General features: G+C 61.6%; 14 protein-coding genes and 1 tRNA gene. 11 read left to right on the top strand and 4 right to left on the bottom strand.

The genetic code is table 11. The features are described 5' to 3' along the window. Positions 1-68 precede the first annotated feature (68 nt). The 3 genes from IE113_RS11940 to IE113_RS11950 all read left to right on the top strand — a co-directional run bounded on the left by IE113_RS11940 (position 69) and on the right by IE113_RS11950 (position 2,029). The gene (locus IE113_RS11940) at positions 69-422 is read left to right on the top strand and encodes a hypothetical protein (protein WP_189541776.1); all 354 of its coding nucleotides are present in this window, start codon (positions 69-71) and stop codon (positions 420-422) included. A gap of 112 nt (positions 423-534) precedes the next feature. Next, positions 535-1,275 (top strand): ParA family protein, encoded by a 741-nt coding sequence (locus IE113_RS11945; protein ID WP_189541778.1) that lies wholly within the window; start codon positions 535-537, stop codon positions 1,273-1,275. Positions 1,276-1,357: 82 nt separating this feature from the next. Further along, positions 1,358-2,029: a glutathione S-transferase family protein gene (locus IE113_RS11950; RefSeq protein ID WP_189541780.1), complete on the top strand. Its 672-nt coding sequence runs from the start codon at positions 1,358-1,360 to the stop codon at positions 2,027-2,029. Positions 2,030-2,037: 8 nt separating this feature from the next. On the opposite strand, the gene IE113_RS11955 is transcribed toward IE113_RS11950, so the two are convergent. After that, complete coding sequence (locus IE113_RS11955; protein ID WP_189541782.1) at positions 2,038-2,991, bottom strand: NAD-dependent epimerase/dehydratase family protein; 954 nt, start codon at positions 2,989-2,991, stop codon at positions 2,038-2,040. A gap of 191 nt (positions 2,992-3,182) precedes the next feature. Between IE113_RS11955 and IE113_RS11960 the strand changes: the two genes are divergently transcribed. Continuing rightward, positions 3,183-3,269, top strand: a tRNA-Leu gene (locus IE113_RS11960). A 165-nt stretch (positions 3,270-3,434) separates the two neighbouring features. Next, positions 3,435-4,661: a tyrosine-type recombinase/integrase gene (locus tag IE113_RS11965; protein WP_189541784.1), complete on the top strand. Its 1,227-nt coding sequence runs from the start codon at positions 3,435-3,437 to the stop codon at positions 4,659-4,661. A gap of 7 nt (positions 4,662-4,668) precedes the next feature. Here the strand turns inward: IE113_RS11965 and IE113_RS11970 are convergent, their stop codons facing one another. Further along, on the bottom strand, positions 4,669-6,501 hold the full coding sequence (locus IE113_RS11970; RefSeq protein WP_189541786.1) for a recombinase family protein: 1,833 nt from the start codon (positions 6,499-6,501) through the stop codon (positions 4,669-4,671). 119 nt (positions 6,502-6,620) lie between these two features. On the opposite strand from IE113_RS11970, the gene istA reads away from it, so the two are divergent. From istA to IE113_RS11995, 5 genes are all read left to right on the top strand, one after another. Continuing rightward, positions 6,621-8,114 (top strand): IS21 family transposase, encoded by a 1,494-nt coding sequence (istA, locus tag IE113_RS11975; protein ID WP_189541788.1) that lies wholly within the window; start codon positions 6,621-6,623, stop codon positions 8,112-8,114. Positions 8,115-8,121: 7 nt separating this feature from the next. Next, positions 8,122-8,850 carry an IS21-like element helper ATPase IstB gene (gene istB / locus IE113_RS11980; RefSeq protein WP_066549432.1) on the top strand — a complete coding sequence of 243 codons (729 nt, stop codon included), beginning with the start codon at positions 8,122-8,124 and terminating at the stop codon, positions 8,848-8,850. Between the two features lie 212 nt (positions 8,851-9,062). Further along, the gene (locus IE113_RS11985; RefSeq protein WP_189541790.1) at positions 9,063-9,413 is read left to right on the top strand and encodes a transposase; all 351 of its coding nucleotides are present in this window, start codon (positions 9,063-9,065) and stop codon (positions 9,411-9,413) included. Further along, entirely contained in the window at positions 9,386-10,210 is an 825-nt protein-coding gene (locus IE113_RS11990) for an IS3 family transposase (RefSeq protein WP_229822346.1), read from the top strand. The genes IE113_RS11985 and IE113_RS11990 overlap by 28 nt, the downstream gene beginning before the upstream one ends. 115 nt (positions 10,211-10,325) lie before the next feature. Next, on the top strand, positions 10,326-10,757 hold the full coding sequence (locus IE113_RS11995) for an MFS transporter (protein WP_189541793.1): 432 nt from the start codon (positions 10,326-10,328) through the stop codon (positions 10,755-10,757). Positions 10,758-10,882: 125 nt separating this feature from the next. On the opposite strand, the gene IE113_RS12000 is transcribed toward IE113_RS11995, so the two are convergent. Further along, on the bottom strand, positions 10,883-12,211 hold the full coding sequence (locus IE113_RS12000) for a M20 family metallopeptidase (RefSeq protein ID WP_189541795.1): 1,329 nt from the start codon (positions 12,209-12,211) through the stop codon (positions 10,883-10,885). Between the two features lie 242 nt (positions 12,212-12,453). Next, complete coding sequence (locus IE113_RS12005) at positions 12,454-13,788, bottom strand: aromatic ring-hydroxylating dioxygenase subunit alpha (RefSeq protein WP_189541797.1); 1,335 nt, start codon at positions 13,786-13,788, stop codon at positions 12,454-12,456. 206 nt (positions 13,789-13,994) lie between these two features. On the opposite strand from IE113_RS12005, the gene IE113_RS12010 reads away from it, so the two are divergent. Further along, complete coding sequence (locus IE113_RS12010; protein WP_189541798.1) at positions 13,995-14,531, top strand: winged helix DNA-binding protein; 537 nt, start codon at positions 13,995-13,997, stop codon at positions 14,529-14,531. The last annotated feature ends 115 nt before the right edge of the window (positions 14,532-14,646 follow it).

Genomic DNA, 14,646 nt, shown 5'->3' on the forward strand with positions numbered 1-14,646 from the left:
CGTTCAGGTGCGGCGGGGTAGGGTGGCGCATGATCCGAACCGTCCCGGCCCTTGCCGCACTCACCTTGATGACTGTCCCTGCCTTGGCAACATCGCCGCCCGCAGGGCCCGCGCCCACCGTCGAACTGTCCACGGCGGTGCGCTGCGCCGCCCTGTTCGGCCTGATCGCGGGCGAGCAGGCGCGCGGGGTGGCCGATGCGCAACGCTTTCCGCCGCTGGCCCAGCGCGGGCGGGAATTCTTCGTGCGCACCGGCGCGCGGCTGATGGATGCCGAAGGGCTGGACCGCGCCGCGATGCAGGCGCGGATGCAGGCCGAGGTTGCCCGCATCCAGACTGAAAGCGCGGCGGCCCCGGATGCGCGGGCCTTTGTCGATGCGGCGATGCAGCCCTGCCTGACCCTGCTGGACGCCAGCGTACCTTAAGAAAGGTGGCGGGGGCAGTCCCGGAACGGACCACCGCCTTTCATCGCGGTTGTCACTGCGCCAGACGATGCTTAATTCCGACTTTACCAAGGGATAACAGGGTCGAATCGCCGTGGCGGTTATTGCGGTGTGCAGCGTCAAGGGGGGAGTCGGCAAAACCACGCTGGCGGTTGACCTCGCCTGGCGTTCAGCCGTTGCCGGCCAGCACCGGACCCTGCTGTGGGATCTGGATTCCCAAGGCGGTGCGGGCTTTCTGCTCGGCCACGATGAGCCCCGCGTGCCACGTGCGGCAAGCATTTTCCAGCGCGATGGCAAACCCCGCCAGCTGATCGAACCGACGGCCTATCCCGGCCTCTCGCTGCTGCCCGGCGATACCAGCCTGCGCGGACTGCCGGGTGCGCTGGCGCGGCTCGGGCCGAAGCGGCTGGCCAACATGACCGGTTTCCTGCGCCCGGATTTCGACCGGATCATTCTCGACTGTCCAGCCGGCTATAACGAACTGACCGAGCAGGTCATCCTGGCCGCCGACCTGCTGATCGTGCCGCTGCCGCCTTCGCCGCTGTCGGCCCGCTCGCTCGACATGCTGCGCCGCGATATCCTGCGGGTCCATCATCGCCATCCGCCGATCCTGCCGGTGCTGTCGATGTTCAGCTCGCGCCGGATGCTGCACCGCGCGGTGCGCGATGGCGATGCGGCGGGCTGGCCGGTGATCCCGTTTGCCAGCCTGATTGAACAGATGGCGGTGCGGCGCGCGCCGCTCGGTGCGTTCTCGCCCCACGTCGATGCCGCCCGCGCGCTGGCCCGGCTGTGGCACGGGATTGAAGCCAAGCTGGCGACTCGCAAGGCGGCCTGAGCGGGTTTTCCACCTGAAATGATTCGCTCACCCACGCGCTGCGGGTGGACGCGGGGGCTGTATTTGCTGCAAGGATGCCGCCATGTGGCAGCTTTACCAGTTCCCCCTGTGCCCGTTCAGCCGCAAGGTTCGCCTGTTGCTGAGCGAAAAGGGCGTGCCCTACGAGTTGTGGCGGGAGAATCCGTGGGAAGGGCGCGACGAGTTCCTGAACCGCAATCCGGCGGGGCGCACGCCGGTGCTGCAGGATCCGGCACGGGGCATCACCCTGGTCGATAGCCGCGCGATCTGCGAGTATTTCGAGGAAACCGTTGATCGCAGCCCGATGATCAATGGCACCGCCGCCAATCGCGCTGAAATCCGCCGCCTGGTCGCCCTGTTCGACGAGAACTTCTTTGGCGATGTCACCGCGCCGATGCTGCATGAGCGGATGAAGAAGCGGCTGATCTATCGCCAGTCGCCCGATTCGCGCGTGCTGCGCGAGGCGATGAAGCTGGCGCACGAGCACCTGTATTACATCGATCACCTGATCGATCACCGGCCCTGGCTGGCTGGCCCGACGATGAGCCTGGCCGATCTGGCCGCCGCCGCGCAGATTTCGGTCGCGGATTACCTTGGCGGACTGGACTGGACCGGGCACGATCAGGCGCGCGACTGGTATGCCGTGTTCAAGAGCCGGCCCAGCTTCCGCCCGTTGCTGTCAGAGCGGATGGAAGTGATCCAGCCGCCCAGCCACTACGCCGACGTCAACGCCTGAAGCCGCGTTCAGGCGCGGATTTTCCCGCCGAAGCGGCCATGCTTGCGATAGCGCACCAGCCAGCGATCCAGGAACAGCCCCATCGGCCGTGCCTGCGCGCCCAGTTCAGCCATGCCGGGATACTGTCCTGACACCACGTTGCCCGCCTTCAGCAGCAGCCACTGCTGGCGGCTGATCGGCGCACCCGGCAGCCAGCCGGTCAGCGTGGCGATCCCTTCCGACACCGCATCGGGCAATTCCACCAGCAGCGGCTTGCGCCCGGCCGCGGCGGCAATCCGGGCGTTCAGTTCCAGCATGGTCACGGCTTCCGGCCCGCCGATCTCGTAAGTCTTGCCGCCATGCGCCGCCGGATTGGCCAGCGCGTTGGCCACCGCTTCGGCCGCGTCATCCACGAACAGCGGCTGCAGTTTTGCCCCCGGCGCGAACACCGGCAGCACGGGCAGGGCGCTCAGCCCGGCGAACATGTTCACGAAGTTGTCGTCCGATCCGAACAGCACGGACGGACGCAGCACGGTGGCCTGCGGGAAAGCCGCCAGGACTGCCGCTTCGCCCGCCGCCTTGCTGCGGGCATAGGCGGTCGCGCCTTCGGCATCGGCGCCGATGGCGGATACGTGCACGAAGGCCCCGGCGCCCGCAGCCTTTGCCGCTGCCGCCAGCGTTCCCGCGCCTGCGCCCTGCACGGCGTCCAGATCGCCCGTGAACGCGCCAACCAGATTGACCACGGCATCGGCCCCGGCAACCACGCCTGCCAGCGTTTCCGGGCGGGTGATGTCGCAGCGCATCAGCCGCACGCTGCCGAGGTTGCCCAGCGGCTTGATCGCAAAGGCGCGCTCGGGATGGCGGCTCGCCACCCGCAGCCGCGCGCCGCGCGCCAGCAGTTCCTGCGCCAGATGCGCGCCAAAGAACCCGCTGCCGCCGACCACGGCGATCACCTTGCCTGCCAGATCCTGTGCCTTGCCCATCGCGAAAAGCCTTCGTGCTGCGAAACTTGCCCGGCCCCTTTGCACTCGCCAACCCGGCCGCGCAAGCATACCGACGGGACTGAATCACAAAAACTTCGCAAAGTGCAAACAGGAGCGTTGACAGCCCCGACGCCCCCCGTTAGAGGCGCCCTCCTACCCCGCACCGAGGCGCTTTGGCCCGGTGCTCCGGTGCCCAGATGGCGGAATTGGTAGACGCACCAGCTTCAGGTGCTGGCGCTCGCAAGGGCGTGGAGGTTCGAGTCCTCTTCTGGGCACCATTTGTTCTTCTCGGAACATCCCAAAAAGTGTATTAAACCCGCAGAAATCCAAGGGAATTGGCCCTTGGATCGTGCCGGATCGTCCCGCCTTTTCTCGGGGTTCCGCACATTTTTGCGGGCCTTTTGCGGGCCTTTGCGAAAACCACATCGGGAAAAGGCCCGCACATGCCGCTGACCGAGACTCGGCTTCGAGCACTCAAGCCAAAGGACAAGCCTTATAAGGTTGCTGACGACCGCGGATTGTACATCGAGGTCTCCCCCGCCGGCGGCAAACTCTGGCGATTCCGCTACCGGATCGGCCCGGTCGAAAAGAAGCTGTCGATCGGTGCCTACCCCGAGATCAGCCTCAAGCAGGCAAGGCAGACAGCCTATGAGGCGCGGCACAAGATCGCGTCCGGCGGCGACCCGGCGATGGAGAAGCGCAAGCAGAAGATTCGCGCCGAATTCCTCTCCGCCCAGACCTTCGAGGCAGTGGCGCGGGAGTACATCGATCAGATGATGGTGCAGAGTGGCAGGGCAGATGCCACCATCGTAAAGGCCAACTTCTTCCTCGAGCAGCTGGTGGACGCGATTGGCAGCCGACCGATCGACGAGATCGAGCCGTTTGAAGTGCTCGCTCCTCTCAAGCGGCTCGAGGCCAAGGGTAAGCACGAGACCGCGAAGAAGACCCGGTCGTTTGCGAGCCGCGTATTCCGGTATGGCGTTGCCACCACGCGCTGCAAAGGCGACCCCACGTCAATGCTTCGTGGGGCACTGATCACGCCAAAGGCAAAGCACTACGCCGCGATTCTCGAACCCAAGGAGCTTGGCGGGCTGCTACGAGCGATCCAGGACTACACAGGCAACTTCATCACCAGGTACGCCCTGCTCATCGCCCCTCACGTCTTTGTGCGGCCTGGCGAGCTACGGCATGCCGAATGGAAGGAGATCGACCTCGAAGAAGGTGTCTGGCGCATCCCTGAAGGCAAGATGAAGTCACGGCGCCCTCATGCCGTTCCGCTCTCGAAGCAGGTGATTGGCTACCTGAAAGAGCTCGCCGAGATGGTCGGAACCGAAGGTTATGTGTTCCCCTCGGCCCGTGCCTCTGTTCGTCCAATGAGCGAGAACACCTTGAATGCCGCCTTCCGCCGGATGGGCTTCACGAAGGACGAGGTGACCGCTCATGGCCTGCGGGCAACCGCCTCCACTATGCTGAACGAAAGCGGCCTTTGGAACCCCGACGCGATCGAACGAGGATTGGCCCATGGCGACAGCAATGCCGTTCGCGGCGTCTATCACCGCGGCAAGCACTGGGACGAACGGGTTCGCATGGCCCAGTGGTGGAGCGATTACCTCGATACAATCCGAGAAGGAGGCAAGGTCCTCGAGGTGGGGTTTGCGAAGGGCGGGTAAGCAACGTTCAAAGAATATCGGCCGTCAGATCTTTCTCTCCCCCGCCTGCGTCGTCCTCCGCTCGGGACGGCCACATTCCACGACCAAACAAGTTACGGGGAGTGACGGGACGGCTTGGCTCTGGAAATCCGAACATTCGGCGCTGGACAGTCCAATCGAGAGGAATGTGCGCCGATGCCAAGGTCTTGCGGTTGAGACCGGGCGGCTGTGTGCCATCGGCGATCGCCGCGACTATGTCGGGAGCGAGGTAGTTCAATCGGATGAGGCGGGAAAAATAGCCAGGCGAGCGGCCGAACCGCTGCGCCAAACCCACGAGGTCAAGGTCTCGATGTGCGTCAAACAGGGCTTGTGCCGCACGGGCATTGCGAAGCAGGATTTTGAGTTGCTTGTCAGGCTTGCATTCGGCCGTCGGGTCGCGGGGGCGCAATGTGAACGACGGCCAGCGTTCAGCTGCGATCACGCTAACCGGCACCTCAATTGCATAACGTGCGTTACTCGTTGACCAGTCCGCCTGCCGCCCAACGAAGGTCCCTTGGCCGTCCCATTCGAGAAAACGCCTGAGCTCAATTGGGCGAACCTCCATCGTGAGGGCTTCGGGGGCCACTTCGATGCGAATTAACAATGCCGCGATGAGAGCTTCGACCTGGCTAGGCGGAGCGTTCGCGAGGCGGCAAGCAGCTGCCCCGCCATATTCAGCCAACCGATCGAGCTCGGCGCCGAAAAGGCCGTGCGTACGGAGCGCAGCGCGGAGCCGGCTACGATCGGTGAGAAACGCACCGAGAGCAGCAAGCGCAACCGCATCGAGCCGGTCGGCTCGCGACCGATAGGCACGACGATACTCAGCCTGCGACCATTGGGCGTTGCTCGAAACATAGAAGTGATAGGGTTGCCCATCGACCCAGTTGACGTCGAGCAGCATGTGGCGTCCGAGATCGTCCCATAGAATTCCCGCCAGAAAGTGATCCGTGCCCAGAGCAGAAGGGCCTTTCCGCGTTCGTTTGGCAGCTAGCGCACATGCGGCATCCCAAGTCGCACGTTCAATTATCGGCGCGTGGCGGCCTGGCCAAGTTCGGTCGTGACCACGTATCTCGCCCACATAGATCGGGTAGCGCAGAATGTTGTAGACCGATCCAGCGCTCATCGGCCTTCCGCCCCTTAAGGTGCCGTTGCGTGCAGTCTTGAGCGAGCTACAAAACCCCGCCTCGCGCACCGCCGTCATTGCTGCTGTATATGTTCCGTGCCGGAGAAACGCGGCGTAGATGAAGCGGACGATCTCGGCTTCAGCCTCTACGACTTCGAGCTCCCCGTCGCGGTATTCGTACCCAAATGGGGCTAGTCCGCCGTGGATGCGTCCATGGCGCTTTCGGGTGCGGATGCTGTCGCGCACACGTTCGGCGATCAACTCCCGTTCAAATTGCGAGAAGGTCAGCAGTACGTTCAGGATCATGCGTCCCATGCTGTCGGTGGTGTCGAAAGCCTGCGACACTGACACGAGGCCAATCGAGCGCCGGTCGAAAATCTCGATCAGGCGCACGAAGTCGAGCAAGCTACGTGTCAGGCGGTCGATCTTGTATACGACAACAGTGTCGATCTCGCCTGCCTCAATGTCCTGCATCAGAGCGGCTAGCGCGGGCCGCTCGAGTCCGCTTCCTGAGTGGCCACCGTCATCATACCGCTGCAACAGCGCAGTCCATCCCCGGTATCGCTGGCTTGCGATGTAAGCCGAGCAGATCTCATGCTGTGTTGTGAGCGAATTGACTTCATGATCGAGGCGGCTGTTGGTGCTTATACGCGTGTAAATCGCACAACGATTGGGTGCGCTGAGAGGGTTGTCGGACATCGGTAGCTGTGGACCGGCGTGCAAAAGGGACCCCGTTAGCGGGGTGATCGGCGTCTAAAAGGGACCCCTCATTCCGATGGTGTAGCGGGCCGCCTGGTTTTCCAGGTGGCGAGATCGGGATGTTGGTGGTGGAGACAGTTGTTCGGATCCGACGCGAGCACGCGAACGGGAAGGCGATCAAGGCAATAGCGCGGGATCTGCGGTTGTCTCGCAAGGTGGTGCGCAAGGCGATCCGGGCGCCGGAAGGGGCGTTCGACTATCATCGCACGGTCCAACCGCTGCCCCGGCTTGGGCCCTTCCAGGAGCGGCTCGATACACTGCTGACGGAGAACGAGGCGCGGCACCGGCGTGACCGTCTGCGCATGACCCGGATCCATGATCTACTGCAGCGCGAGGGGTTCGAGGGTTCCTACGATGCTGTTCGGCGCTACGCCCGTCGCTGGACGGAAGCGCGGCGCAAGGATGCGGGTGATGGGGCGCCTGCCTTCATCCCGCTCATGTTCAAGCCTGGCGAGGCCTACCAGTTCGACTGGAGCCACGAGGACGTGGAGATCGCCGGCAAGCCGATGCGGGTGAAGGTGGCGCAGATGCGGCTGTGCGCGTCGCGGGCGGTCTATGTCCGGGCCTATCCGCGCGAGACGCAGGAGATGGTGTTCGATGCCCATGCGCGCGGCTTCGTCTTCTTTGGCGGGGTGCCGCTGCGCGGGATCTACGACAACATGAAGACCGCGGTGACGACAGTGTTCGTCGGCAAGGAGCGCGTGTTCAACCGCCGCTTCCTCGTCATGGCCGATCATTACATGGTCGAGCCCACGGCCTGCTCGCCGGCGGCAGGATGGGAGAAGGGTCAGGTCGAGCATCAGGTCCAGACCATCCGGAGTCGGTTCTTCCAGCCCCGCCTGCGCTTTGCCAGCATCGAGGAGCTCAACGGATGGCTGGAGGCCGAGTGCCTGCGCTGGGCCGCCTTGCATCCGCATCCCGAGCAGAAGGAACTGACCGTGGCCGAGGCGCTGGATCTCGAGCGGCCAGCCCTGCAGCCGATGCTGGCGCCGTTCGACGGCTTCCACGAGACCACGCATGCCGTGACTGGCACTTGCCTGATCAGCTTCGACCGCAACCGCTATTCCGTCATGGCCAAGGCCGCGCGGCGGGCGGTCCAGGTCCGCGCCTATGCCGACCGGATCGTCGTGCGCCTCGGTGACGAGGTTATCGCCGAACATGCCCGGCACTTCGGCCGTGACCGGACGATCTACGATCCCTGGCATTATCTCCCCGTTCTGGCCAACAAGCCCGGCGCCTGGCGCAACGGCGCCCCCTTCCAAGGCTGGGACCTTCCGCCGGCACTGGCGCGGCTGCGCCGCAAGCTGGGGAGCGGTGATGAGGCCGATCGGCGCTTCGTGCGGGTGCTGGCGGCCGTGCAGACCGATGGCCTGGACGCGGTCGAGGCCGCGATCCGCGAAGCGCTTGATGCCGGCGCCGCCAGCGACGAGGTGATCCTCAACATTTTGGCGCGATACCGCGAACCGGCGACTGACCGGCCTCTCGACGTGGTCGTCGACCTCAAGCTTAGCCATCCGCCAATTGCGGACTGCGCCCGCTACGATACGGTATGAGGCCTTGATGCAGCGGCATGAGATGATCGAGGCCATGCGCGGGCTCGGCCTCAGGGGCATGGCCGGCGCGTTCGACGAGGCCGTCACCACGGGACTTCAGCGCAAACGCACGACCCACGAGATCCTGACCGACCTGCTGCGGGCGGAAGCCGCGCATCGCCATGCCGCCTCGATCCGCTACCGCATGACCGCAGCCAAGCTGCCCGTGGTCAAGGATCTCGATGCCTTCGTGTTCGAGGGCACGCCGATCAACGAGGGACTGGTCCGCTCGCTGCACGCCGGTTCCTTCCTGCCAGGCAGGCGCAATATCGTGGCGGTTGGCGGCACGGGGACCGGCAAAACCCACCTGGCCACCGCGATCACCGCCAACGTGGTGCGCGCCGGCGCCCGCGGGCGCTACTTCAACACGGTTGACCTGGTCACCCGGCTCGAGGAGGAGGCTCGCATCGGCAAGGCCGGCGCCATGGCTGCCCAGCTCAGCCGGCTCGACGTCGTGGTCCTCGACGAACTGGGCTACCTGCCGTTCGCCCGCTCAGGCGGGCAGCTGCTGTTCCACCTGATCAGCAAGCTCTACGAGAAGACCTCGGTGATCATCACCACCAACCTGGCCTTCGGCGAGTGGCCCACCGTCTTCGGCGATCCCAAGATGACCACAGCCCTGCTCGACCGGATCACGCATCATTGCGATATCGTCGAGACCGGCAACGACAGCTGGCGCTTCAAACACCGCAGCTGACCACCTCAGAAATCGACTTCGCGCTGCTGCCGCCTCCGGTCGGGCTACGCCCTCCCTACGCCGTCAGCAGCGCGAAACACGCGCCCAGCATCAACCGTTCTACGCAACGCAAAGGGGGTCCCTTTTGCGCGCCGATATGGAGTGGGCCCCTGGGGTCGGACAGGTAGCCACGGATGAATTGACCGTGGGGTCGGGCTCTTGGAGAAGAGCCTATGCCTAGACATCGATCACACAGTTTGGAGTTCAAGCGGCAGGTCGTCGAGGAATACCTCGGCGGCGAGACGCTGCATGGTCTGGCCAAGCGTCACGATATTTCACGCCAACTGATCCGCGTCTGGATCGAGAAGTACGAGGGTGGTGCGTTCGACGATGACGCCCGCGCCGCAGACCTTGTCCAGCAGTACGAGGCGCGGATCGCCGCCCTCGAACGCTTGGTCGGCAGGCAAGCGCTCGAATTGGAGTTTTTAAGGGGGGCTCTGCGAAGTGCACCCCGTCCGAAAAACGGGATTACATCCGTCGTCACCGGCCCTTCGGCATGTCCGTCGCGCGAGGATGTCAGCTGATGGGCATCGCACGCTCGACCTACTACCGCGAGCTGGCCCAACGGCTCGACGACGCAGAATTGCTCGCCGCGATCACCGCGATCGCTGACGAGTTCGAAGCCTATGGTTGGCGCCGGGTCCGAGCTGCCCTGCAGCACCAAGGCGTCATTGCTAATCATAAGCGGATCAAACGTTTGATGCGTGAACACGACCTGCAACCCCGCCGTCGCCGACGGTACGTTGCGACCACTGACAGCGCCCATGATCTGCCGATCTTTCCGGATCTGGCCAAGTCTGTCGTGTTGAGCGGCCCCGACCAGCTCTGGGTCGCTGATCTCACGTACGTGGCCATCAACACCGGGTTTGCTTACGTCGCGATCATCCTTGATGCTTGGTCGCGCAAGGTTGTCGGCTATGCCATTGGCCAATCCATCGATGCGCGCCTAGCCATTGCGGCGCTCAAGGCCGCCATCGCAAGCCGCCATCCACTGCCTGGCCTCGTTCATCATTCGGACCGCGGATCGCAATATGCAGCTTCCGCCTATCGAGAGATCCTTGCCGCAACCGGCATCGTCGGCTCGATGAGCCGGCGGGGAAATCCGTACGACAATGCAAAGGCCGAGAGCTTCATGAAAACGCTCAAGGTCGAGGCGGTATACCCGATGGCCTTCGAGACCTACGCTGACGTAGCAACTCTGCTTCCACCATTCATCGAAGACGTCTACAACCGCCGCCGGCTACATTCGGCGCTGGGATATCTCAGCCCGGTCCAGTTCGAGGAGCAGCACGCCCGCCTGATGGTCAAAACTGCCGCCTGACTTCTGTCCGACCCCAGGGGCCCACTCCAATAGGGGGTCCCGATTGGACGCCGATTGACAGATTCTGACATCCTCGGGCTATTCCGCCTCGGAAGCGGGCTCTCTCCACGGGGTCATGCAACTGGCCTGGGCGGCCCCCGGCCTGATCGTGGGTCCAATCGTGGGACGGATGAAAGACCAGAAATGGCTGACCGCCATGATGGGCGTCTTGACTGCCATTGCCCTTGTTGGCCTTCAGATCGCTCCCGCTTGGGCCGTGCTCTGGGTTCCATGTCTTGGTTTCGGGACTGGGGCAGGGATGTTGCTGGGATTGATCTTTGTTGGGTTGCGGACGAACAATGCGTCCCAGACCGCGGCGCTTTCGGGAATGGTTCAATGTCTTGGGAACCTGCTCGCCGCGAGCGGTCCACCGCTGGCGGGTAAGCTTCACGACACCGCTGGAGGTTGGGAACTTCCAACGGCGATTGCGACGCTACTTGCCATCGTAATGATAGTTTTAGGTGCCGTTGCCGGCCGTTCTTCGACTGTCTCGGAACCGACAAACTGATTGCACAAAGTCACGGGCTTTACGGTTATTTGGGTTATCCGCGGCACATATTATAATCGGAAAAGTGCCGTGAGACAGATTGGGCTCCAAACTCTTTGTCGAACTTCCAAGAAAATTCGCCACTGTTACGGAAGGCCTAATTCATCGCGCCGGCGAGTCAGCGTATCGATTAAGGTGAACGCGATCTTCCGGGCACATGGCATCAAGTCTGGAATATAGGTTGCCCCCATGCCTCCCAAGCCTTCCGCAATCGGTTCGGGCGAACCCGTGGGTGGCCATGGCCAACCTATGCGTGCCGTCGGAACGCCAAAACGCCGAAGTGCCGCGCCATCAGTCTGGCCACCGAGGGGGGGGCACTCCGGGTGAGGTTGGCCTTCCACCGCCTCCCATCCCCTGCGTGCAGACTGGATAATCCAGTTTTCAGGGTCCGTGGTTCCACCAGGAGCAGAACCATACATTTCCCAATCGAGAGTGATCTCAGGATGTCGAGACGAGAAATTCGAGACGAACTCTGCGAATTGCGCTTTGACCGCCGCAGGAGAGGTCCTCGGGTTGATGCGCGCGTCGAAAAATATTTCTGTGACAGCGGATGGGAAGGCGGGCTTGTCGGGCGTACCGGATCGAATCCCCCCGATCCATCCGTGTGGTTTCACTACCCCTGAAGCGTTGCGCTCTGCATAGTCGACAAGCCAGCTTTCAAGTTCTGGAATTACGACTGCAGTCGGGACGATCGAACTTCGAAAGCCCGGCGTTCCTCTTGGGACACCGGCATAGCCGTATGTACCTAGTATACGCAGTTTGAACCAGGCAATGCCAGGCTCTTCGTGATAAACAAAGTTCCACGGTTTCATGATGATCGCGAAGTCGGCGGCGCCTCCCCTATTGAGAAGGTGGTTGACACCATTCGACATACCGGCGTTTCCGCGCTCTGAAATACTCACCGGCATGCCCCCGTCAGCGAAGCCTAGCATCAGATCGCCGACCAGCGGTACGTCGGCCTCGATCAGCGCTGCCGCGACTTCGGTCAAGGTCGCTACCAATGCCTTTGGGTTCGAGGCTCCAAGGCCGTAAACCCAATCTCCGACAATCTTGGATTGTGGTTTCAAATCGACAAAGTGGGGAGGGCCGATCCAAGGGTCATCCTCGCCATTTCCCTCAAGATGCGTATCGATCGGTGAATAGAGCATAACTGCCGCGCCGCCGCCGGTCCCGCGCCTCTCGGCCAGCACATTGCCTGAAATGTCGCTCATCGGCAGATAACGCGTTGTCATGCCCAGCTCATTCAGTCGCGCCGCCATAAACTGGCTTGCGGCGCCGGCAGCACCTGTGGGACTATGCACATCAATGAGATCCGCCAGTAATCTCTGGAGACGTTGCGGATTGAGCCGATTGACCGTTGCTTCAAACCACGCCAGGCGCTGGTTGTCAAAGGCTGCCGTGTCTGTTGAATGCATATGCCTTCCCACTTCCTAAATCGCATGCAGCGCGCAAATTCGTTTCTAATTATTTGACGCGGTGTTTCAGCGCGTCTTCAGAGAATGCTCTCAAAGCGCTTCGGAACTAACCGATTTTGTCTCGTTGCTTTACCGCGGTAACTTCGTGAGGCCATAGACTTCGACCGGCAGCGTACCGATGCCGATCGAAATCCAGAGCCGTGTGCGTATTACGCAGTCCTCAAGTGGCAGCAGACCTTCAACTATTCCTCAACTTTGACAACCTTGTAACCGGGCGGGGTGCCTTTCGAGGTTCGGCTCATCCGGATGGCGCTGGCGGGATTGACGCCTTCAACTCCCTTTCCGGGCTTCGCAATTCCCCGGTTCCATCGGGAAGCCACCTTTCGCCAGGTGATTGCCGAGATGTCGGTGGAAACCAGCTGTTCAGCGCCCCACCCAGTCCCATCTGCGTAAAAGTCTTCCTGTGCTTCTCGCGCGGCAATGTCGCAATCATTGAAGCCGTGCAGGGCCAGAGGCTCATAGAACGTCTTGTAACGATATTCGTAGGCCTTGCGGTCTTCTTCAGTCGGGCAGATCTTGACGAGGACCTCCCAATATTCGTGAGTGTCGTTGGTAATCGGCACAAACCACTCATACTGGACGCAATATTCCTCTGGCCAATTCTCGACCATGATAATACCCGGCAGCACGCAAGAGGTTCTGTAGGGACGGGCATTTACGCCGGCGACAGCAACACCCAAGCGCTTATTTTCCAACACCGGCTCCCATTTTTCCGTGCAGAGCCATTGCACCATACCCTTGGGCCCGCCTTCGTCTTCAATCAGCGCAATTGCGTCATCGTCCGCAGGAAGGATGCCGAGGGGGAGTTGCCAACCCAAAGCATGAACGATCGAGTTATCCTTGTGGACAAGGATGTGAGCATTATCCATGCCGTTCTCAACCGCGATCCGCCAATTGGTGTAACCAGTCCGATGAATGCCGAGGCAGACAGCGTTTTCGTCGAGAGCGCTTGGCGATGCGGGCCAGAGCGGATGGGGGAACCGCTCGCTGTTTGCAGGATAGCGGACCGGCAGATCTTCCGCGATCGGCGGCACGTCTTCAAGAGGAAAATCATCCTCACGAACGAAAACGAAAATCAAACCCGCGACCTCATGGACGGGATAGGAAGTCACCCCAGTTCGACCGATCAGCGGGTCATCCGGGTTCGCCAGAATAGTGGCCAGCTTGCCGTCGTCCAAGTTGAAGGTGAAGCCATGATACCAGCAGCTGATAGTGTCTTTCGTAAAGCACGTGGGCTTGGCGGACAGGCGCACACCTCTGTGAGGGCATTGATCCTTTAGCGCGAACACTTTCCCTTCGACGCGACGCAATACGATCGGGATACCGCAAATCTGAATGCCCTCGACGTCGCCTTCCCCGAGCTCCTTACTGAACAGCGCTGGATACCAGTGGTTGATAAATCCCCATTCCGCGTCCTTGTAAGGCTGGTACTGGCTCTGGACACGGGTGTCATTCACGCGTGCTTCCCCAGATTGTCCGCTGCGACGGCGGGCAATGACCGGATCACCTTCACTCATAACCTGATTCCTCTCACTGGTTCTGCTCTGCTGGCTGCGACGCCCAGACTCGATACCTTATCTGCGTATACCAGATGATGTAGCACGTCAATGGATGATCCATTGACCGTCAATATATAGATGAAGGATGCCGATGGGAGGTTGTGTCGCTAGGCTATGGACGCTACGCCCTTTAGCCTGCAACGGGCCAACGAGTGGGATGACAGATGAATCCAGAAGAACAGACGTTTAGAAACTGGCACCTCGCGACAACAGAATTCGAGTGCAAACTTTCGGATTTCGATTGGGCATTGATGCGTCTGTACGAGGCGTTCACGCGCTTTGTGTTTGCTACAGGCTCCACGACCGTCAGTGCCGATCTAAAGGTTCCGGAGCATATTATCCTGCATGTAGTGCGAATGCATGAGCGTCCCAAGACGAGCGCAACGATTGCCCGACTCATGAACCGCGATGACATACCGAACATCCAATACAGTTTGCGGAAACTCGAGGCGGCCGGGCTCGTCGTTAAGAGGCGTGATAAAGCCAGTCGGCAATTCATATATGCAGTGACGTCCGTGGGGGAGGAACTTACCGAGCGTTACGCCAAAGTTCGCTCTGACGTGTTGTTGGACCGCTTAAAGACGGTAGAGGGGCTTGAGGAAAAGCTCGAAAAAATGGCGCAGGGAATGGCCTTGCTAACGGCGTTCTATGACGATGCGGCACGCGATAGTTCGATATTGGACATTTCATCTGCGAGTTGACGATCATCGCTCATTAGGGTTGCGTGGTAGGAAGGTTTGCAATTTGTGTCGCATTGACTGAGTTCTAAAGCAGATCCTGTCCCGGCGTAGCAAGCTGGGACAGGACGGACTCATC

Origin of the sequence: Novosphingobium arvoryzae (assembly GCF_014652615.1) — a bacterium.
In the GTDB taxonomy this organism is placed as follows: Bacteria; Pseudomonadota; Alphaproteobacteria; order Sphingomonadales; family Sphingomonadaceae; genus Novosphingobium; species Novosphingobium arvoryzae.

Bases quoted from the DNA above. Each gene is read 5' to 3' on its own strand.
- IE113_RS11940 (WP_189541776.1), top strand. From the start codon at position 69: ATGACTGTCCCTGCCTTGGCAACATCGCCGCCCGCAGGGCCCGCGCCC.
- IE113_RS11950 (WP_189541780.1), top strand. From the start codon at position 1,358: ATGTGGCAGCTTTACCAGTTCCCCCTGTGCCCGTTCAGCCGCAAGGTT.
- IE113_RS11955 (WP_189541782.1), bottom strand. From the start codon at position 2,991: ATGGGCAAGGCACAGGATCTGGCAGGCAAGGTGATCGCCGTGGTCGGC.
- IE113_RS11965 (WP_189541784.1), top strand. From the start codon at position 3,435: ATGCCGCTGACCGAGACTCGGCTTCGAGCACTCAAGCCAAAGGACAAG.
- IE113_RS11970 (WP_189541786.1), bottom strand. From the start codon at position 6,501: ATGTCCGACAACCCTCTCAGCGCACCCAATCGTTGTGCGATTTACACG.
- istA (WP_189541788.1), top strand. From the start codon at position 6,621: ATGTTGGTGGTGGAGACAGTTGTTCGGATCCGACGCGAGCACGCGAAC.
- istB (WP_066549432.1), top strand. From the start codon at position 8,122: ATGCAGCGGCATGAGATGATCGAGGCCATGCGCGGGCTCGGCCTCAGG.
- IE113_RS11985 (WP_189541790.1), top strand. From the start codon at position 9,063: ATGCCTAGACATCGATCACACAGTTTGGAGTTCAAGCGGCAGGTCGTC.
- IE113_RS11990 (WP_229822346.1), top strand. From the start codon at position 9,386: ATGTCCGTCGCGCGAGGATGTCAGCTGATGGGCATCGCACGCTCGACC.
- IE113_RS11995 (WP_189541793.1), top strand. From the start codon at position 10,326: ATGCAACTGGCCTGGGCGGCCCCCGGCCTGATCGTGGGTCCAATCGTG.
- IE113_RS12000 (WP_189541795.1), bottom strand. From the start codon at position 12,211: ATGCATTCAACAGACACGGCAGCCTTTGACAACCAGCGCCTGGCGTGG.
- IE113_RS12005 (WP_189541797.1), bottom strand. From the start codon at position 13,788: ATGAGTGAAGGTGATCCGGTCATTGCCCGCCGTCGCAGCGGACAATCT.
- IE113_RS12010 (WP_189541798.1), top strand. From the start codon at position 13,995: ATGAATCCAGAAGAACAGACGTTTAGAAACTGGCACCTCGCGACAACA.